This is a genomic window from Rickettsia endosymbiont of Ixodes pacificus, from assembly GCF_000965155.1.
Lineage (GTDB): Bacteria > Pseudomonadota > Alphaproteobacteria > Rickettsiales > Rickettsiaceae > Rickettsia > Rickettsia tamurae.
In genome coordinates this window covers 124,451-143,757 of sequence record NZ_LAOP01000001.1, presented here as the reverse complement: position 1 = coordinate 143,757, position 19,307 = coordinate 124,451, and the positions used below count along the sequence as shown (strand labels likewise).

The window sequence follows — 19,307 nt, the reverse complement described above, 5'->3', positions numbered from 1 at the left end:
AAATAAAAAAATTTATGTTAAAATCTTCAAAAAAAGAAGATTCTAGTAAAAAAAATCAAAATAATAAGTTAATTTTTACTGTACGAAAATTATTCTCTCCGATAAAAAATTTTTTTAGAAAAACAAAAACGCCTGATAATTTTTTTGGTGTCATAAAACGCCTTAAAATTAATAGCCAAAAAATGACTTTAGACGAGCGTAATATTTTAGCTAATTTATTGAAGCTAGAAGATAAAACTATTGAAGATATAATGGTACCGCGTTCCGATATTGCGGCAATAAAATTAACTACGAATCTAGAAGAATTAAGTGAGTCTATTAAGTTAGAAGTCCCACATACACGAACTCTTATATATGACGGTACTTTGGACAATGTAGTAGGGTTCATTCATATCAAGGATTTATTTAAAGCATTGGCTACAAAGCAAAACGGTCGTTTAAAAAAGCTTATACGTAAGCATATAATTGCAGCCCCTTCTATGAAATTATTAGATTTGCTAGCAAAAATGCGTCGTGAGAGAACACATATTGCAATAGTTGTTGATGAGTATGGCGGTACTGACGGTTTAGTTACTATTGAAGATCTTATAGAAGAAATAGTAGGACGAATTGATGACGAGCATGATCAGCAATTAGATAGCGATAATTTCAAGGTTATTAATAACTCAACAATTATTTCAAATGCACGTGTTGAAGTAGAAGTGCTTGAAGAAATAATAGGAGAAAAGCTAAAAAGTGATGATGATGAGTTTGATACGATAGGTGGATTAGTATTGACTAGAGTCGGTAGTGTCCCGGCTATCGGTACTAGAATAGATATTTCAGAAAATATTGAAATTGAAGTTACGGACGCAACTCCTCGTTCTTTAAAACAAGTCAAAATTAGACTAAAAAACGGTTTGAATGGTAAATGAATACGAATTTAGAGTCTGTTTGTCCTCTAAATTCGTTAAAAATGTTTAGTCTTGATGGAGGTGTATGCCATCTCCTACTAATTCAAGTCCTTCTTGGGTATTTGTTTCCATACAATAATTATAACAGGCTTCTCCTACTTTAATTGCAGCCAATGTTCCCATTATGCCGGCAGCACATGCCATAGCAATTTTTAAAGGTGGATCAATTACTACTACATAAATTCCAACAGCACATGCTCCTACTACCGCAAGCTTACCATACCAAGGGTTTGTATCATCACTTCTAAATAAATCGACTATTTTGTTAAGAATAAAAATAAACCTAATTGTCAATAATAATTACCATAAAACATGGTAAAATATAATTTTATGACATTATTTTCATTTGACTTAGCAGAGAAATTTGAGTTAAATATCGAAGCTCGATACATAAAAAATTATCATTATGAATGAATTACATATTAAACTACAAAATTACAGTAGCACATATCCTGAAGAAATTGTTACAAAAACAAAAATGCTTGAATTTTTAAATGAGTATGAAAACCCTTTTAGCCGAGATTTACAAATAGGACATTTCACAGCTTCGGCTTTTTTACTTAATAATGATAAAACTAAATTTTTATTGATGCACCATAAAAAGCTTGATAAGTGGCTTCAACCAGGCGGTCATTGTGATGGAGATAGTAATATATTAAATGTAGCAGTTAAAGAAGCTATGGAAGAATCTGGAATTAATGAGATCAAAACGATAAATAAGGAGATTTTTGATATAGACACCCATTATATTCCGCAAACTCATAAGGAGCCTGCTCATTATCACTATGATGTACGATTTTTACTAAAAACAGTAAATAATGATAATTTTATAAAAAATAACGAATCGAATGAACTTAAATGGTTTAACTTTTCTGATTATTCAAAATTAGATATTGAGCTAGAATGTTCCGTTACTAGAATGATAGAAAAGTTTATAAAAATTAACCATCCTGCTTGTTAAATATAAATTATTTCCCTATAATGGCGTTTTTTAAATAAAATGTAAATCAAATGCCATTATCTAGAATTTTTTCATTCCGTAGTAAGAACAAGGAAGATAATACTCCAAAAAACCTAGAAATTACGCATCCAAACCCAATTAATGAGAACAGACATACGAACTCTCTAGCAGGCGAAGTTGTTACTATTAAACTTAAGGATCAGCCTCATAATTTTATAAAGAGTGAAAAAGTTACCCTAACTTCATTTAACTCGCCTTCTTCTCAAAGTAAAGACGAATTTGATCCTATCTTAAAAGATGTTGAAAATATCTTAAAGGATTTTGAGATTTTCTTAGATAATATAGAGACTAAAGCTTTAGGAGAGTTGATTCATAGTAGATCAATAGGTTGATGCTACAATATTCCTAGCTAAAAAGGGCATTGCCCGCGTGGATCAAAAAATGCATTCGGTGTCATACCGTGGCTTGACCACGGTATCCATAAATACAACTTAAAGCACTAATAAGTTTAGTATTTTAAACTGGATCCCGCGATCAAGTCGCGGGATGACAATAGAAAATCGATCCATCCAACAATGCCTACAGTCGCTCGCAATGACAAGAAAACTGAACTACGTGGGCAATGTCGATATCATTATGCTATTTTTTGATATTCAAAATATATTTTTCTTACTGCATAAATCCACGCTAAGCATACAAAAGTAAATACCACCATTAGAATCGGTGAGATTGAGGTAAAAGTAGCAGTTGGAACTAAAGTAAAAATAATAGATTGCACAAGACCGCTAGAGGATTTGCCAACTTTCGTACTTATCACGTCAACTGCAGCTTTGCCTTTGGTTTTAAGCTCCTCATCAAGAGGGATATATAACATTTCTCTTGAAGTATCCCATATAGAATATTTAGTACCTTTAGCTAAAATATTTTGAATACCGCCGATCGAAACGGCAAGAGCAAGAGGTGACATTAAAATCGCTCCATCAAATAATGATAAAATTTGTTGATCAAATACGATAAGTACAAAAAACAAAATGCCGGTCACCATTATTATAACCGGTGAAATTACCGCAGCAACAAACCAATTATGCATACGCATAACGTTATTACCGATGATGGTCATAACCATTATTGCAACGCCTGTCCAAAGTATATACAGACTGTTAAATTCAGCATAGGTATTTACAGTCGGATATAATTCCTTAATTTTTGCTTTCCATACGGCTTCGACTAAGTTAATAGCAAATCCGAAAGCTGCCGAACAAATTAAAAGTAACCATAAATATTTTGATTTTGCAATATATTTAAAGCTTTTAATCAGTCCCATCCGTTCTGAAGTTGATCTGCCGCTTTTTGCTTTAGCGTAAAATAACGGGTTAGTGAAAACGTTCTTACTAATAAACCTAACTAACAAACAACAAACAATAGCAATAATCGCCACAATTGTCGTGGATACTTGAACTAAAGTGATTTTACTATCCGAAATACTCATAAACTTCTTAATAATAGTATCTTCCGATGATAGATTCATCATTAAAAAGCCGACTAATATTAAAGAAGAGTTGCCGAATAGCGAAAAGAGAGTATAAAATCTTTTTGCTTCTTCGGTAGTAGTAAGTTCATTAGCAAACTGCCAAAATAATAATACGTAAAAAATATTAGGCCAAAGCTCGGCAAGACTATAATATACTATATAACCCCAATTACCTACTAATGAGATATACCACTTAAAATGAGGATAGCGTTCCATCCAGTCAGCTAGATTATCAGGATGTACATGAAAAATATGAATATTAGGATAGATTACAAAGGCAAATAAAACAAAAAAGCTGATGAAAAATGCACTTAAATAATAAAAGATCTTTTCAAAGGTAAGATGATTAATCATTTTAGCATAAATAATCACGAATAAAGCAGCGGTAGGCGTAACACAATAAACTTTAGCAAAACCTGCTATTTCTGCACTAATCTCGGAGATTAAAATACTATCTTTTAAGATTCGTAAAACATTTTGATTAAATAAAATACAAAACATTAAGGCACTCGTCGGAATAAACTTTCCGAGTTCGTAATTATGCACAGGCCAAAATGCCGCTCTGAATTTGTTTTTAAACGATCGTGATGAGGTACTTAGCATTATAAATCCCTAAGGACAAAAAAAAAACTTAAGCACTTCAAGATTTTATGAAAAGATATTTCCCCTAAAACTTTAGAGCCTATATACTGTTATTACATTCTGAAGGTGCTGAACTTATACAATATATTTAGCCTTTTGTCAAGAATTACTAATATAAGATTAGATACTCTCAATGCTAGATAGTAATAAACTGCAGGAATATTTTGACCTTTATAATAATTATACAAAGACACATAATTTAGGTAATAAATATTTAAAATCCGGTAAAATAGTAATGCAAACAGAGTATTATAGGGTGTTGTATTACTCGGCGTCATCCCGTGGACAAGCCACGGGATGACACGCATATTTTCCTAATCATCCCTTCTATCTTCAACTCACCGGAAATATTTTTTTTAGCTCGTGACAAAAGTTTTATTGAAAATTTGAGAAGTTACGGTGAAGTTTATTTAATAGATTGGCTAGAGATTGAGGAACCTAAATATTTACTAGACGACTATGTGTATAAAATAATCGAAGTAATAGATAGTTTGAAAATTAAAGACATTAATTTAATAGGTCATTGTATCGGCGGTAACCTTGCGATAGCTACAAACGTACTTATGCCTAAATTTATAAAAACTCTAACTTTACTTACCTGCCCGTGGGATTTTTCTCATTTTTTCTATATAAGAATGTTGCATCGATATTTAAAACTAGATAGTGGCATAGAAAATTTACCGATAATTCCTAAAGTTCATATTCAAATTTTATTTTTTCTTTTATTCCCTGATTATTTTAATGCTAAATTAAAAAAATTTTTCTCTATAACTTCCGATAAGGAGCAAGAATTAGCATTTAGATATAGAGAATTGGCTTATGTCAGGGAATAATATATCTAAAGGTGTTTATAATCAAATCATACAAAATATATTAGATGAAAATATGTTTATAAATCTTAAATGGAAAATCGATAATTTTATTATTGATCCGAGTTTAATTCATTGTCCTGTATATATAGTAGCAGCAGAAGATGATCAAATAGTACCTAAATCTTCCATTTTACCTTTGCAAAAATTATTAAAAAACTCTAAGCTTATAAATGTAACAGGCGGACATATTAGTTATTTAATAAATGATAAACTAGATAAATTATTTAAGGAGTACACATTATGACAAAACCGGTTTATATAACTTATGCGAAAAGGACTGCTTTCGGCTCGTTTATGGGTAGCCTTAGTACAACAGCTGCACCTATGCTTGCTGCTCATTTAATAAAGGATATACTGCAAAACAGCAAAATCGATCCAGCTTTAGTAGGTGAGGTAATCCTTGGACAGGTAATAACAGGAGGTAGTGGACAGAATCCGGCAAGGCAAACTCTGATTCATGCGGGAATACCGAAAGAAGTGCCGGGCTATACGATTAATAAAGTATGCGGCTCAGGTCTTAAAAGCGTAGCACTTGCATCAAATTCAATTATGACGGGTGATAATGAAATAGTTATAGCAGGTGGGCAGGAGAATATGTCGCTCGGTATGCACGGTAGCTATATCAGAGCAGGAGCTAAATTCGGCGATATTAAAATGATTGATCTAATGCAGTATGACGGATTAACCGATGTATTTTCAGGAGTATTTATGGGTATTACTGCCGAAAATATCTCGAAACAGTTTAATATTAGCAGACAAGAGCAGGACGAGTTTGCCTTAAGCTCTCACAAGAAAGCGGCTAAAGCACAGCTAGTAGGAATTTTTAAAGATGAAATCTTACCTATCGAAGTAACGATTAAAAAAACTACTAGTTTGTTTGATCATGATGAAACAGTAAGACCTGATACCAGCCTTGAAATTCTGAGTAAATTACGTCCTGCTTTTGATAAAAACGGTGTAGTTACGGCGGGTAATGCTTCCTCTATTAATGACGGTGCGGCATGTCTTATGGTAGTTTCCGAAGAAGCTTTGAAAAAGCATAATTTAACGCCGCTAGCTCGTATTGTTTCTTATGCTTCAGCCGGTGTTGACCCAAGCATTATGGGTACTGCCCCTGTTCCTGCATCCAAAAAAGCTTTAAGTAAAGCAGGTTGGAGCGTTAATGATTTGGAAGTTATCGAGGTTAATGAGGCGTTTGCTGCCCAAAGTATTTATGTAAACCGTGAAATGAAATGGGATATGGATAAGGTTAATGTTAACGGCGGAGCAATAGCAATCGGTCATCTGATCGGGGCAAGCGGTGGGCGTGTACTTATTACTTTAATACACAGCTTACGAAGAGCTAAAGCTAAAAAAGGCTTAGTTACTTTATGTATCGGTGGCGGTATGGGTATGGCTATGTGTGTTGAAGCGGTTTTAATGTGCATTTGATTATATAGGCATTAATTGCTTTATTTGCTAAAGAAGAAGGTTGTATTTATCTGAATTAACTACAGTTCATTGTAATATATATCTGATCTAATATCTCTACAACCTAATAATGCATCATTACAATGTGTTATTGTATTTATAAACTCATGAAAGGTAGAAAAATTAGAGAATGCCTCCGGTTCATAACTCTCCCAATAATTTTCTGCTTCTTATATTATTACAAACACGCTTTAGCTTTTGACCAAAATATTTAGGAATATTCCCTAAATTTTTTGCCCAACTCCATACCATAACCGATTGTTTTATAGCCTGCAGGGCAGTAATAGGAAGTTAGGCGTAAACCCTCAAATTGTTTAACTAAATCAGTCATAATTTAATCCTTTAAATAATATCTCAACTTACAATAATTATTATATAATAATTATTGTAAGTTGAGTGTTTAAGTGTTATAATATCTATATGTGGGTTCGTCCTTTCCCACCAATGAGCTGAAGAGGTCGTTTGCTGCGTAGCGGCGGGATACGACCTTTTTTATGTTGTAATTGCGTCGTTAACGCCTTAGATTTATTTCTTAATTTCTGCTATTTTGCATCTCGATTATATACCAGCTACCGGCTTCATCTTTAACCTTTAAATCAAAAAAAAACTCCTGAAGTTTAAGAACTGCATTGATAAATTCCTTTAATCTCTCTAAATCTCGAAAGATTTTTTTTAAACAAACTATCATTCGTTGGGTCTAAATATCTTTGCATATTAATTACTACTTTTAGTATTGCTTATATTATTTTCTATATTTAGTAATTATGGTTTTTGATATCTTACTTATGTACTTTCCGAATAAGCCGTAATTTTTTGGTGTATAATTGCTACTCATATATAAATCATATTAAACTTAAGGTTACAGGAGATAAACCTTATATTTATATAGTTTATTATAGCTTTTTTATTATCTGTTTGCAGCTATATTAATATAGCTTTTTCTACTTATAATTTAACAGATTTTTATAATTTTATGTTGTAATCAAAAGCTGAAATAGCTAGGCTATTTTAATAAATAGAATTTAACTATTGTAAGAGGTAAAAAATGAAAGAACAAAAATTATTTATAAATGATATGAATTATATAAATCAACACTATACAATAAAAATTTTTGGTTTTATTCCTAACAGTAGTTTTAAAAGAAAACAGAGCCATTTTGTATATTTAATAATGAATCTTTTGGATTATCATACGTACCTATCACCGAAACTCCACAATTCCGATTAACAAGAAATTTCTTCGTAAAACTAGATTTAGAACCCATAAATGTTAATATATTAAATGCCCTTTCATGCGATGCTCAAAATCAATGGTATGCAGCAAAAGATAGTGAAAATGTTAGTATTCATTATGCTACCTTACAAGAAATAAAAGGATTAAGAGATTTAGTAGAAAGTGATAAAGTTAAATTATCATCTCATGATAAAACAGAAACACTTGAGCTTATAGCTCAATATGAGCAAACCTATCCAGACTTAATTAAATTAATGGGCGATGAAGATGATATTATCTAATCTTAAATAGTTAAAGTTTTTAATAAAATTTAAAAAGGTAAGGTATGAAAAGACATTTTACATGTAAATCTAATTGGACTGGAGTAATTATAGCTTATACTCTCAAAAGGGAGTATGGTCTTAATAAGGAGGATATAGATGCATATAACATATTTAATAATGGAGTAGCTTTTGCAAATGCAAGCTATATTACAACTCCTGGAAATACAGAAGGGGTACAAGGTTGGTGTTGGGGTTTGTTTCACAAATATGATAGTAGTTTACCTTATGTTTCTTGGCGTACTAATGAAGATATAAATGATATAAGAAGGACAGTTTCGCAAGGAGTAAATAATATATTTAATGAAGTAATAGATGGTTTTCGCAACATAAGTGATATAAAATTTGCTACCTTAGAAGAAGTAACAAAATTAAAAGATTTAGTAGCAAATGATAAAGTAAAATTAGGATGTATAGCTAGACCATAGTAAATAGGTACATACTATGCTAATATATATGTTATAAATGATAATAAATAAATTATGGCAAGCAGTTACAGTTACGATTTAAGAATGAAACTATTCAAAGCTCTAGATGATGGGCTCTCAATTGTTAAAGCATGTAAAATATTCAATATAGGTCGTAACACTATATATAGATGGAAAACTCTTAAATGGGAAACAGGAGATATAAAAGCAAAACCTTATGGTCCAGCAAAGGGTTATAATGCAAAAATAAATCTCAAAGAATTTGAAGAATTAATTATCAATAATCATGATAAAACAGCTAAAGAATTAAGTATTATACTAGGTAATAGATTACAAAGAACTAGAATAAATTACTATAGAAAACTACTAGGGTACACTTATAAAAAAAAGTCATCTTCATCCCAGAAGGGATATTGGTTTAAGGAATGAATTTATAGAAAAGATACAGCAAATTTCTAAAGAAACTCTAGTATTCATTGATGAGTCAGGAATAGAAGATAATGCTTGTAGAGAATATGGATGGAGTATAAAAGGTACTAGATGTTATGGAAACAAAGTGTATCAACATAAATCCAGGATCAGTATGATAGCGGGGCTTCGTAATAATCAAATTATAGCGCCAGTAATATTTGAAGGAAATTGTAATAAAGAAATATTTACAACCTATGTAGAGACTATATTAACTAAAGAATTACATCCTGGACAAACAGTAATTATGGATAATATCAACTTCCATAAGAATAATATAATAAGAGAATTAATCGAGTCGGTTGGGTGCAGAATTTTATTCTTACCTACATATAGCCCAGACTTAAATCCTATAGAACATTATTGGTTTAAGATTAAGAACGAAATAAGAAAAGTTACGGGGCAATTCAAAGATATCAGTATGGCTGTAGAACACGTACTAAAGTTTATTTAACTGTACCTATTTACTATGGTCTAGCTATACCATGTGTAATAATGGCAGCACAGACTGTAGTAATAAAGAAGAAACGTTGGAATTTTTAAACCTTTATTCCGACCCAACCCTTGAGCTTTATTTAAATCCTCACTCAATTCCGGTAATAGGTAAAATTTTTATACACAAAAACTGAAAAATTTTGGTATAAACAATTAATTCTCTTAAAAAAAATTTTTGCAAAAAGCCGCCCAAATCCCTTATTTTACGAGGAATAGCCCCTCGTCATATTTTTAGAAAAAAATGGCTAAAATTGGTGAAATTTGCAGAAAATAACGTATAAGTAACAGAAAATATTAGAGAAAAGTCTAGCGTAAACTAACATATGAATAGCATAGAACATAATTAGTAGGTTTGTATTAATAGCTAAAATCCTTGTTAAATAAAGGAAATAAGGCGATAATTTGTATTTGCGAACCTAAATTTGAAAGGCGGAAACCTTGATTACTCCTTGGCTTTCCCGTTCAATAAACTACAAGAATTGGCTCACTGTCCAGATTGGCGGAGAGAGAGGGATTCGAACCCTCGATACGGTATGACCCGTATAACGGTTTAGCAAACCGCCGCCTTCGGCCACTCGGCCATCTCTCCGGTTATGGCTTAACTTTATATCATCTAAATTATAAAATTTCTAGAATTATTTTAGAATTTTTATTATTGATTTAAATATTATTCATAATCATGGCTAGGTAGTTTTGAAGAAACTTCGCCTATAGGAAGCATATCATTATAACACCAAAAAATAGGTAATCCTTTCCAAGGTTCTAAATAATCAATAAAATATTTTATAACTTCAGGCTTTGTCGTATTTTTACAAATATTAAAAAGTTGGGTGGTTACAAATAGAATCTGTGTTATCTTCAAATTTATCTGTCACATATTTTAAAATTTCAATTCGTTTTTCTAAATCGAGAGAGATAGAATTTAAGATTAATAATTTTACTATTTTAAGCTTTGTTGCATTATTGCAAATATTAAAAAGCCGAGTTATATGACAAGAATCAGTATCGCCTTTATATTTATCCATCACATAGGTTATGGTTTTAGTTTGCTTTTCTAAATCAAGAGAGATGGAGTCTGAAAGCTATGATTTTACAAAATCCTCATTATCGCTACAAATGCTAAATAGTATTTCTGAATGTTCTTCGCTAAGATTATCAAATAATTTCTGATATTTAACTAAAAATCTATTCCAAGTTATTGCTTCAATATTGACAAAACTCTTATAGTCTTTTGGTTGGCATTTTGGATTATATTTTTGTAATGGTACTATAAAGTTGATTTTATCTAAATTCTGATGAAAATTTTGTAGATCTTCAAAGTGTGTAGCCATAAAAATAATTGTACACTGAGTAATAAAAGAATCTATAAAATAAAATTGATGAATAAATTTGATAATCTTTGATAGTTCTGCTACTAGCTCACTATCTAGTTTTCTAATATCATTTACTATATCACCTATATATTTTAACTCTTCATTCGTGTGTTCTTCATATTTAATATTTAAATCCTCAAATGTAATAATTTTACCTTTAGCTATTTTATCTGTTATTGTATAGTTTTTAATTATAGGTTCTTCATAATTAGCAATAATATAAATTTCCGGATTATATATATCTTTGAAGTTATTTTGCAGCATATTTTTTACTGCTTTTACCGTATTTTGATTTAGATAATCAAGCTCTAATATATGAATATTGGTAAGTAGTAAACTTGTATGATCTATTTTATTAAAAGGAGCAACATACCATGGATATTCACTTCCTTTAATGCATCTTTCAATAAGAGCATTTTTCTATAACATTCTTCTCTTAAAAATGTATTATTACCGTCTAATAAAGCTAAATTTTCAGCTCTGTTATTCTGTCATTTAAATAGCTTCGCCAATCACTAGTTAATAATTCTAGCAATTGCTTAAAAAAACTAAAACTAATTTTCATATAATAATATTAAGTTAATTTAAAAACTTTATAAGTCAGAAGCTATTAGAGACAGTTATTTGCTAACGTTATCTAAAAAATTCTGTAGTTCTTCTAAATTACTTATATTACTTAACTTATATGGATAATTAATTTTTCGGAGCATATTTGTTAGTACGCTTCCGGCACCTATTTCTACTATATGAGTTATATCTAAGGTATTAAATAGTTCTAAAGTTTCACGCCATCTAACTCGCCCGCATATCTGAAGAATTAAATTTTGTTTGATTTTTGTAGGATCTAGAGTAGGTTTTGCGGTATAATTTTGGATTACCGGTATCAGAGGCTTATTAATTACAGTTTTATCAAGAGCTACTCGCATTTTTTCTTCTGCCGGCTTCATTAAGCTACAATGAAATGGAGCACTGACTTTCAGCTTTATCGCTTTATAACCTAAATCTTTAATTATACTAATAGCATGATCTATAGCTGTAGTCTTGCCGCTAATAACTATTTGTCCTTCGATGTTATCGTTGGCAATTTGGCATAAATTTATTTTGTTGATATCTTCTAATATTTCTTCAAGTTTTTGAAGCGGAATATTGATACAAGCTGCCATGCTTCCCTCACCTTCAGGACATGCTTCCTGCATAGATGTACTACGTATATGAAGTAGTTTTGCTGCTGTCTCAATACTAATACTTTCGGTGCTACATAAAGCACTATATTCGCCTAGAGAATGACCGGCAGCATAATCGCAAAGACTATCCAAACTTTTATCGGTTTCAGTTTTGATAATATTTATTATTGCCATAGATACCGCCATTAATGCCGGTTGTGCGTTAGTGGTTAAGGTAAGTTCTTCAGAAGGTCCATTAAAAATTATATCAGTGAGTTTCCGGTTTAGTACTTCATCAACGATTTGAAAGGTTTCTTTGGCGGGTTTAAAATTATCGTAAAAATCCTTTCCCATGCCGGTCAATTGCGCCCCCTGACCGGGGAAGATAAAAGCTGTTTTCATATTTTGTATTATCGATTGAGTTTATTAATAGATTTTATTAAAATTTTCTAAAATAGTCAAATTATTTTAAGTATTTTAAAACTGTTTTTCAATTGTTACGCTACATATAATTTTTACAAAAGTATTAATTTTTCTTAGCTTTATAACTTGATTACTTTCAACTAGTACTATAAATTAAACTAAGAAAATATAAACAAGGAAATTAGTTATGAAGTTAAAAGAATATTTTAAAAAGTTAGAAAGTACAATTTTTGGTCCATGGCTTGCTGCATTTAAAAAATTATTTACAGAAAAGGAATTAGAAGAGGAAATACTGAATATAAAACTAAAGGAGTCTGAAAAGCAAGAGGTTAATAAAAAAGATTTAGTTATTTTATCTAATAATGTTATTGAAATTGAACAAAAAGATACAATAGAGCATGAAATTTCAAGATTTAACCAATATAAAGAAAATATAGGTTTGGTATTTACTCTAATTACCAATATTCAATTAGAAAAATTTGCAGAATTTATCTCTAATTTACCGAAAAAACATAGTGAATTTAAGGATTACTTTCATAGTGAAGAACAAAAAGACAGGTTTTTTAAAGAAGATGCTTATAAAAAAGTTGTTAATAAAGGTAAATTAGTTGAAAAATTCCAAAACTCATATAAATATAATTATGAAAAAATAGAACAAAATGTTCATGAATTACAAGCTTATTTAGGTTCATATGAATATAATTGTGGTATTCCTAAATCTGATTTATTAGGGCATGATTATTATCATAATCATAATGCATAAATTATTATGCTATCTATTTTAGAAGTAGCGGTTTCAATAAAAATCTTATTAATTTTCTTATGACAATATCTAAATATAAATGATTTTAAATTTAAGATATAGGAGTTAAATTGAAATAAAAAATATTTAAGTTGAAATTTAAATAAATGTTACTACTATTATGTAGTATCAACTAAATTCTGTGAAATTAATAATGTTTGATCAGTTAAATATCTTATATCCTCTGTTAATAAGTATTTTTATTTTTCTTGTTGTAGTCGTTATTTCTAAAATAACAAGGTATAAAAAAACCTTGAACTGAGAATTATGCTAATTCTTTTTTAGAAAATATCAAATCTTATTTTAAATTAGATGATATAAGAGTAATTTCGCAGGAAGAGCTAGAAAGTGATCAAGAGTTAAGTAGTTTATTTAAAGACAAGTTAGAAGAAGTTGCTACATCTTTTTTAGATGAAACAAAAAAAGATATAACAGCTTTGTATGAGATGCTGCATGCTAATAAGGAGTCTCAGGATCCAGAAGAACATAGATTATATATATTTACCGCCTGACCAAATAAAGAAGCAAGACGCCAAAAAACTTATTTATGTAAAATCCCCTTATAAATTTACTAAGGAGGAAATTGAAACACTGGATATTTATATACATTTAGTGCAGTTATTTAATACTAGTTCGGAGTAAGCGGTTTTGTTGCATGGAACAAAAAAACTACTCGATATCATTCCCGCGAGGCATTGTTGCGTGGATTGGAAAACGCATTCGGTGTCATACCGTGGCTTGACCACAGTATCCAAAAAACAATCTAAAGTATTAATAATTTTAGTATTTTAAACTGGATCCCGCGATTAAGTCGCGGGATGACAGCGTTAAAATTGATACATGCAGCCGTCCTCTGACAATAGTTAATTGACTTTTTTAAAAAATTTATTAAAATCTTCCGTAAAGAATAGCGATAACGTTATTCCGGGGTGTAGAAGTCCTTTATCACAGATGGTTAGCATTATCCATTTAAAAATGCTCCTCAACTTTGTCATGGTTGGGGTGATTTTAGCTATGTTCAGGGTTAAGTGCAAACTTTAAACCTAAAAGCTATTATAACTGTTCTGTGACGGTTCTTCTAACGCCCCAACCACCAGAGGTTAAAATCTTCGGTGGTTGAAACTTGAACAATTTAAGTTTAATCAATCGGGAGCAACTACATGTTCAACAAAAATAATAAATTATTATCTAAAATATTACCGATTTCTAAGAAAAATAAAGATTTAGAAAAACTAAGATCTAAGTTTAAACAAAGGCTAGAAGAACAAGTAACGGTAGATGAGATAAAAAGAATAGAGCAGCGTTCATTATATTTAGAAAGTATAAAATAATTCTAGGTTTTGTGAAGGAAAATTAATAAGTTTTTTTGAAATAGGATTAACTATTCTTTCAAAAATCTTATTAATTTTTGCTAAAAATTTATTTTTCTTCTCTTTTTTAACAATTTTAGATAAATTGGTTATTTGTTAAGCTACTCTTATTCTATGACTTCTCCGAGCTTATCTACTTTATTTTCAAATTCAGCGCTATAATCTGCAGGGATATAATTTTTATTATCTTGAATATTCTTATCAATGCCATGAGATTGAAGCAGTATTTGTATTACTTCCTTATTAACTTTTTCATAAGCATGATGCAGAGGGGTTTTACCGTTAATATCTTGCTTGTTTACGTCACATTTTCTATGTAAATATATTCTTACATCAGAAATATTACCTTCTGCAGTAGCTGCATGTAAAGGCGGTAATTGCTTAAATCTTTCTATTTTAATTCTTGCTTTATTTTCAAAAAAATTTTCTAAAATCTTCAACATAAGACGCTATTTTAAATTATAAGTGCGTCTTAATAGCATATTATATTTAATTAAGCAATTATTAATTGAAAGTTTTCTTGGTTATTTCATACCAACAATTTTCAGGAATAGCAGCTTTGTTACTAAAACCGCATATAATTAGCTGGTCTTTAGCTCTAGTCATTGCAACATAGAGTAGTCTTATATATTCTTGCAAATCTTTTAATTTTTCAGCTTCTTTCAGCTCTTGTAAAAACCTAGGAGTGTCAGCAGCATTAGCAGAAAAAAATATTTCACCTTTATCGTCCCAAATAAATTTATTGTTACTTACCGGCAAAGTAGTAGAATCGCATAATATAACGATAGGAGCTTCAAGTCCTTTAGAGCCGTGTACGGTCATTACTCTTATTTTGTCTGAATGCTCCATATCATGTTTGATATAGATATCGTTATTCTCAAACCAAGCAACAAATCCTTGCAAAGAATTATCTATATCATTCACATAGTTTTTGCTTAACGTTAATAGCTCATTTATTATATTATTGCTATCATCACCGTTATAAGCATTAAGATTCTCTCGTAAATTTAAATTATTCACCGCTAAATCAAAGAAATTCTCAACAGTCGATATTTTATAAATTTCAATTAGGGAATTTAACTTAGCATATATTTCTTCATAAGCAGATAGATTATCCCATAAACTATTATCGTTTTTATTTACAAGAAGTTCGTATAATTGTTGCTCGTTCATGCCGATAATCGGCGATTTTAGTAAACCGGCAAGGTTTAAATCATCGTCAGGTAATAAAACAAATTTAGCCACGGACATTAAATCCATTATAGTTAGATTTTCTTTAAGATTAATTCTATCGCTTATTTCAACTTTAAGCTTAGCTTTGCTAAGTTCTTTAATCAGATTATTACTAAACTCATCTCTCTTTCTTACTAATATCATAAAATCTTTTTCAGATATTCTGTTTGTGGTAGACGGTAAAATTTCTTCGCTTTCTATTTGTTCTTTTATAAAATTTACGATTTTTTCTATGAGTAAATCGGCAGCAGATTTAGAATTTTTATAATCTTCGGGTAATACCCAAAAAAGCTCTTCTTGTTTTTCACTTGTTACTAAGGGCCAAACCGTTACGATGCCTTGATGTGTACGGAATGAGGATATTAAAGGATTATCCGAAAGGAATAAGTTAGGGTAATCGGATTTTATATTTTTTAAAACATTATGAGTAAACTGTAAAATTTCTGCACATGATCTATATGAATATTCAAGGGTGATATTTTTGAATTTCTTATTAGCATTTGTGAGATTTGCTTTTAATTTTTCATTTACTAAGCTGAAATTATGAAGATCAGCTCCTTGAAAGCTAAAGATCGATTGCTTATCATCGCCTACTATGAAAATTGTCATACCGCGAGCTTGTAGCGGGATCCAGTCTTTTTTTATTTTTTCCTGGATACCGTGGTCAAGCCACGGTATGACATTTTGTGGTTTATCTGCTGCATTAAATTCTGTTATTAAAGTAGTAATAATATTCCATTGCAGGGGGCTTGTATCTTGTGCTTCATCGACAAGAATATGATTTATCTCGCTTTCAAGCTTATGCAGCAACCACTCATGAGTAGTTTTATTATTTAGTAATTTCTCGGTGTAGTAAATTAAATCGTCGTAATCGAGTAAATTATTTTCTTCCTTATATGAATCGTATTTTTTTAAAATAATATGAGCAAGTTTAGTAAGTAAGTTCGTATGATATTCTAGCTCTTCTATGCGACGCAGCTCATCTAATCGGTAAATTTCAGAGGTAATTTTTTCTAGCTCTAGTAATAATTTAGGATATTTCCTTATTAATTCTTTCGATAAAAGGCTTTTTCGTTTTTTCCCGTCTTTGGTAAAAAAAATTTCTTTCGGTTCTATCTCCAAATCATATTCTGCAAATAAGTTTTTTACCTTGTCGTAAATATTATTTAATTCCCCTAACGCTAATCTTTTATTATAAATCTCTTTTGGAATTTGAGTATTTATAAATAACTTTTTGAATTTAATTTTCTGCTCAATTATTTCAGTAAAAATATCTTGTAGTGTTATTTCATGGAAGCGGTTAAGTAAAATTTTAATTAAGTCATTATGCTCGTCGCTTAAGTAAATTTCATTTCTGATATTTAGGAAGATATCTTGTAATTTAGTTTCTTCAAGAATCTTAAACTCCGGTGTTATGTCTGCTTCTACAGGAAAAGTTTTAAGAATTTTTTGACAAAAAGCATGAATTGTATAGATATTTAAAGGCTCATTACTATTTAGTATTTTATCATATAAAGTTTTTGCGTTTTCTGTTTCTTGCGGCGACGGCTTATTGCCGCTCATTAAGAAAAGTTCTTCTTCTAGTTTCTCGGCGTTGCAAAGAGAAAGATATTTAAGTCTGCTGTTAATCCTTGCTTGCATCTCTATAGCTGCAGCATTAGTAAAAGTAAGGCATAAAATATTTGAAGGTTCTACGCCCGTTATTAACAGACGTAAAAATCGATCGGTTAGGATTTTGGTTTTACCGGTACCGGCAGATGCCGATACCCAAACAGAGTAATTAGGATCAGATGCTTGTTGTTGTAGATCGCTCATTTATGTATCGATTTTCTACTGTCACCCCGCGACTTGATCGCGGGGGCCAGTCTTTTTAATTATTTTTCTGGATCCCGCGATCAAGTCGCGGGATGACATCCACAGCCATATAACGACGCCGATAAATCACATATATTACGATTAAGGAAATAGCAAGTCCAAACCAAGTTAGGGCGTATTCTAAATGGTCATTTCTGATTGTTGCTAAATGATTTATTGAAAGCAGTAATAAAATATCTAGATTGCTAATATCTTTTCCTTCCGCAATAATATAAAAATTCTCAAGATCTAAGCCTAACACTTTGGATGCTTCTTTTAAATCTAGCGTTAGCCACACATTATTTTTTATATCGTTAGCAGGTAAGTAGCTACGAGTTTTTTCTGATGGCATGGTAACACCGATAATCTCGTGCTGCTGGTCGTTTGTAGCTTGCGTGATAATATTTTTATTGCGATTACTGAACCAACCTCGTACTACTAAAATAACTTTATCTTCTATGGTTTTAAAAGGAGTAACTAAATAATATCCATCTTTTTCATTCGACCTTGACCTTCTACCATATAAATGTATGTCTTTATTAGGCAAAAATTGACCGGTAATTTTTACTTTGTGATAAGGTAAACCGTCTTGAATTTCTGCTAAATTAATTGCAGGTGAGGTTAGGTTAGCTTGCATTGAAGCTAAAAATAATTTCTTTTCTTTTAAACGACTAAGCTGCCAAAAGCCTAAAGAGATAAGTATTGTAAAGGTTATAAGTACAAGAAAATTTGTTTTCATAGATAAGTTTTAAGGGGATTGTTAAAAAAGCCTGTGGTGTCATCCCGTGGCTTGACCACGGCATGACACCAGTATCATAATTAAGCCGATATTAAAATCTTATTTATGAACTCTTTATGTTTTTGCAGCTCTTCTTTTGTAGGTTTAATAACAATAGTAGCTTGCTCTGTTTTGTTATTTACTTGATTAGTTGCTAAATTATTTATTCCGGCAGATTTATCAACCATTTTAAAAGCGGATTGTCTACCGCCCATTAGCTCTACATATACTTCTGCAAGTAATGCTGCATCTTTCAAAGCTCCGTGAAGCTGCCTACTTGAATTATCAACTTTAAATCTTTTACATAATGCATCAAGATTATATTTTGAGCCTGGAAACATACTTCTAGCCATTACTAAAGTATCAATAGTATTTGCTAGTTCCAAGAGTTTAATTTCGGCTCTCTTTAATAATGATAATTCGTGATTTAGAAATTTAATATCGAAAGGAGCATTATGAATAATAAGTTTGCTATCTGCAATAAACTCTAAAAAATCATCGGCTATTGTATGAAATAGAGGCTTATCCTTTAAAAACTCACCGGATATGCCATGAATTCTATAAGCTTCAAACGGCATATCTCGCTCAGGATTAATATAAAAATGAAAATTCCTTCCTGTTAATACCTTATTTACCATCTCAATAGCACCGATCTCAACGATTCGATGACCTTGTCGTGGGTCAAGCCCCGTAGTTTCGGTATCTAAAATTATTTCTCTTAAACTCGACATTCCAAATCCTTTATTAGTCTTTAAAATCGTCATTGCGAGCTGGTGTTGTTGCGTAGACCGATTTCACTGCTGTCACCCCGTGTCTTGACCACGGGGTCCAGTTACTAATAATAAAATTATTAGTATTATCAAGTTATTTTTCTGGATACCGTGGTCAAGCCACGGGGTGACATCGGATGCGTTTTTCGTTTCATGCAACAAGGCCA

The 19,307-nt window shown here is 30.8% G+C and carries 20 protein-coding genes, 1 tRNA gene and 1 pseudogene; 9 read left to right on the top strand and 13 right to left on the bottom strand.

What is annotated here, in order from left to right; all coding sequences use genetic code 11:
- Positions 1–14: 14 nt before the first annotated feature.
- Entirely contained in the window at positions 15–914 is a 900-nt protein-coding gene (gene tlyC / locus REIP_RS00895; RefSeq protein ID WP_008579606.1) for a hemolysin C, read from the top strand.
- A 45-nt stretch (positions 915–959) separates the two neighbouring features.
- On the opposite strand, the gene REIP_RS00890 is transcribed toward tlyC, so the two are convergent.
- Positions 960–1,247 carry a hypothetical protein gene (locus REIP_RS00890; protein WP_045803586.1) on the bottom strand — a complete coding sequence of 96 codons (288 nt, stop codon included), beginning with the start codon at positions 1,245–1,247 and terminating at the stop codon, positions 960–962.
- A 235-nt stretch (positions 1,248–1,482) separates the two neighbouring features.
- Between REIP_RS00890 and REIP_RS00885 the strand changes: the two genes are divergently transcribed.
- Entirely contained in the window at positions 1,483–1,914 is a 432-nt protein-coding gene (locus REIP_RS00885) for an NUDIX hydrolase (RefSeq protein WP_267881730.1), read from the top strand.
- A gap of 50 nt (positions 1,915–1,964) precedes the next feature.
- A complete protein-coding gene (locus REIP_RS00880; RefSeq protein ID WP_045803585.1) occupies positions 1,965–2,306 on the top strand; it encodes a hypothetical protein in 342 nt (113 codons plus the stop codon).
- A 242-nt stretch (positions 2,307–2,548) separates the two neighbouring features.
- On the opposite strand, the gene tlc5 is transcribed toward REIP_RS00880, so the two are convergent.
- Positions 2,549–4,048 carry a GTP/GDP exchange transporter Tlc5 gene (gene tlc5 / locus REIP_RS00875; RefSeq protein ID WP_045803584.1) on the bottom strand — a complete coding sequence of 500 codons (1,500 nt, stop codon included), beginning with the start codon at positions 4,046–4,048 and terminating at the stop codon, positions 2,549–2,551.
- A gap of 172 nt (positions 4,049–4,220) precedes the next feature.
- Between tlc5 and REIP_RS00865 the strand changes: the two are divergent.
- Positions 4,221–5,203 (top strand): annotated as a pseudogene (locus tag REIP_RS00865) (alpha/beta fold hydrolase).
- The gene (locus tag REIP_RS00860) at positions 5,200–6,390 is read left to right on the top strand and encodes an acetyl-CoA C-acetyltransferase (RefSeq protein ID WP_045803583.1); all 1,191 of its coding nucleotides are present in this window, start codon (positions 5,200–5,202) and stop codon (positions 6,388–6,390) included. Before REIP_RS00865 ends, REIP_RS00860 begins: the two are co-directional and overlap by 4 nt.
- A gap of 250 nt (positions 6,391–6,640) precedes the next feature.
- Here the strand turns inward: REIP_RS00860 and REIP_RS13530 are convergent, their stop codons facing one another.
- Positions 6,641–6,760 (bottom strand): glycoside hydrolase family protein, encoded by a 120-nt coding sequence (locus tag REIP_RS13530; RefSeq protein WP_023507519.1) that lies wholly within the window; start codon positions 6,758–6,760, stop codon positions 6,641–6,643.
- 201 nt (positions 6,761–6,961) lie between these two features.
- Positions 6,962–7,117 (bottom strand): hypothetical protein, encoded by a 156-nt coding sequence (locus tag REIP_RS10520; RefSeq protein ID WP_231569147.1) that lies wholly within the window; start codon positions 7,115–7,117, stop codon positions 6,962–6,964.
- An 871-nt stretch (positions 7,118–7,988) separates the two neighbouring features.
- Between REIP_RS10520 and REIP_RS12025 the strand changes: the two genes are divergently transcribed.
- Together REIP_RS12025 and REIP_RS08795 are read left to right on the top strand one after the other, a co-directional pair.
- Positions 7,989–8,411 carry a hypothetical protein gene (locus REIP_RS12025; RefSeq protein ID WP_231569146.1) on the top strand — a complete coding sequence of 141 codons (423 nt, stop codon included), beginning with the start codon at positions 7,989–7,991 and terminating at the stop codon, positions 8,409–8,411.
- A gap of 54 nt (positions 8,412–8,465) precedes the next feature.
- A protein-coding gene (locus REIP_RS08795) for an IS630 family transposase (RefSeq protein WP_156147374.1) occupies positions 8,466–9,333 on the top strand; the annotation gives its coding sequence in 2 pieces (ribosomal slippage) (positions 8,466–8,792 and positions 8,794–9,333; 867 coding nt in all).
- A gap of 538 nt (positions 9,334–9,871) precedes the next feature.
- Here the strand turns inward: REIP_RS08795 and REIP_RS00835 are convergent.
- The 4 genes from REIP_RS00835 to fabD form a co-directional block, all read right to left on the bottom strand.
- Positions 9,872–9,963, bottom strand: a tRNA-Ser gene (locus REIP_RS00835).
- A gap of 78 nt (positions 9,964–10,041) precedes the next feature.
- The gene (locus REIP_RS08790) at positions 10,042–10,236 is read right to left on the bottom strand and encodes a hypothetical protein (RefSeq protein WP_231569145.1); all 195 of its coding nucleotides are present in this window, start codon (positions 10,234–10,236) and stop codon (positions 10,042–10,044) included.
- A gap of 220 nt (positions 10,237–10,456) precedes the next feature.
- Positions 10,457–11,011, bottom strand: coding sequence for a hypothetical protein (locus REIP_RS12020; protein WP_231569144.1), 555 nt, complete (start codon positions 11,009–11,011; stop codon positions 10,457–10,459).
- Between the two features lie 356 nt (positions 11,012–11,367).
- Entirely contained in the window at positions 11,368–12,312 is a 945-nt protein-coding gene (gene fabD / locus REIP_RS00815) for an ACP S-malonyltransferase (protein ID WP_045803581.1), read from the bottom strand.
- Positions 12,313–12,520: 208 nt separating this feature from the next.
- Here fabD and REIP_RS00810 point away from each other — a divergent pair, with 208 nt between their 5' ends.
- The gene (locus REIP_RS00810; protein ID WP_045803580.1) at positions 12,521–13,096 is read left to right on the top strand and encodes a hypothetical protein; all 576 of its coding nucleotides are present in this window, start codon (positions 12,521–12,523) and stop codon (positions 13,094–13,096) included.
- Between the two features lie 1,199 nt (positions 13,097–14,295).
- Entirely contained in the window at positions 14,296–14,466 is a 171-nt protein-coding gene (locus REIP_RS11430; RefSeq protein ID WP_173400488.1) for a hypothetical protein, read from the top strand.
- Between the two features lie 146 nt (positions 14,467–14,612).
- Here REIP_RS11430 and REIP_RS00805 read toward each other — a convergent pair whose 3' ends face one another.
- The 5 genes from REIP_RS00805 to REIP_RS13070 form a co-directional block, all read right to left on the bottom strand.
- On the bottom strand, positions 14,613–14,948 hold the full coding sequence (locus tag REIP_RS00805) for an ankyrin repeat domain-containing protein (RefSeq protein ID WP_082068187.1): 336 nt from the start codon (positions 14,946–14,948) through the stop codon (positions 14,613–14,615).
- Between the two features lie 61 nt (positions 14,949–15,009).
- Positions 15,010–17,553: a UvrD-helicase domain-containing protein gene (locus REIP_RS00800; protein WP_045803579.1), complete on the bottom strand. Its 2,544-nt coding sequence runs from the start codon at positions 17,551–17,553 to the stop codon at positions 15,010–15,012.
- A 55-nt stretch (positions 17,554–17,608) separates the two neighbouring features.
- On the bottom strand, positions 17,609–18,331 hold the full coding sequence (locus tag REIP_RS00795; protein ID WP_045803578.1) for an SURF1 family protein: 723 nt from the start codon (positions 18,329–18,331) through the stop codon (positions 17,609–17,611).
- 80 nt (positions 18,332–18,411) lie between these two features.
- Positions 18,412–19,101 (bottom strand): DNA polymerase III subunit epsilon, encoded by a 690-nt coding sequence (gene dnaQ, locus REIP_RS00790; RefSeq protein ID WP_045804242.1) that lies wholly within the window; start codon positions 19,099–19,101, stop codon positions 18,412–18,414.
- Between the two features lie 72 nt (positions 19,102–19,173).
- Positions 19,174–19,299 carry a hypothetical protein gene (locus REIP_RS13070; protein WP_269428997.1) on the bottom strand — a complete coding sequence of 42 codons (126 nt, stop codon included), beginning with the start codon at positions 19,297–19,299 and terminating at the stop codon, positions 19,174–19,176.
- Positions 19,300–19,307 lie beyond the last annotated feature (8 nt).

Bases quoted from the DNA above. Each gene is read 5' to 3' on its own strand.
- tlyC (WP_008579606.1), top strand. From the start codon at position 15: ATGTTAAAATCTTCAAAAAAAGAAGATTCTAGTAAAAAAAATCAAAAT.
- REIP_RS00880 (WP_045803585.1), top strand. From the start codon at position 1,965: ATGCCATTATCTAGAATTTTTTCATTCCGTAGTAAGAACAAGGAAGAT.
- tlc5 (WP_045803584.1), bottom strand. From the start codon at position 4,048: ATGCTAAGTACCTCATCACGATCGTTTAAAAACAAATTCAGAGCGGCA.
- REIP_RS00860 (WP_045803583.1), top strand. From the start codon at position 5,200: ATGACAAAACCGGTTTATATAACTTATGCGAAAAGGACTGCTTTCGGC.
- REIP_RS13530 (WP_023507519.1), bottom strand. From the start codon at position 6,760: ATGACTGATTTAGTTAAACAATTTGAGGGTTTACGCCTAACTTCCTAT.
- REIP_RS10520 (WP_231569147.1), bottom strand. From the start codon at position 7,117: ATGATAGTTTGTTTAAAAAAAATCTTTCGAGATTTAGAGAGATTAAAG.
- REIP_RS12025 (WP_231569146.1), top strand. From the start codon at position 7,989: ATGAAAAGACATTTTACATGTAAATCTAATTGGACTGGAGTAATTATA.
- REIP_RS12020 (WP_231569144.1), bottom strand. From the start codon at position 11,011: ATGCTGCAAAATAACTTCAAAGATATATATAATCCGGAAATTTATATT.
- fabD (WP_045803581.1), bottom strand. From the start codon at position 12,312: ATGAAAACAGCTTTTATCTTCCCCGGTCAGGGGGCGCAATTGACCGGC.
- REIP_RS00810 (WP_045803580.1), top strand. From the start codon at position 12,521: ATGAAGTTAAAAGAATATTTTAAAAAGTTAGAAAGTACAATTTTTGGT.
- REIP_RS11430 (WP_173400488.1), top strand. From the start codon at position 14,296: ATGTTCAACAAAAATAATAAATTATTATCTAAAATATTACCGATTTCT.
- REIP_RS00805 (WP_082068187.1), bottom strand. From the start codon at position 14,948: ATGTTGAAGATTTTAGAAAATTTTTTTGAAAATAAAGCAAGAATTAAA.
- REIP_RS00800 (WP_045803579.1), bottom strand. From the start codon at position 17,553: ATGAGCGATCTACAACAACAAGCATCTGATCCTAATTACTCTGTTTGG.
- REIP_RS00795 (WP_045803578.1), bottom strand. From the start codon at position 18,331: ATGAAAACAAATTTTCTTGTACTTATAACCTTTACAATACTTATCTCT.
- dnaQ (WP_045804242.1), bottom strand. From the start codon at position 19,101: ATGTCGAGTTTAAGAGAAATAATTTTAGATACCGAAACTACGGGGCTT.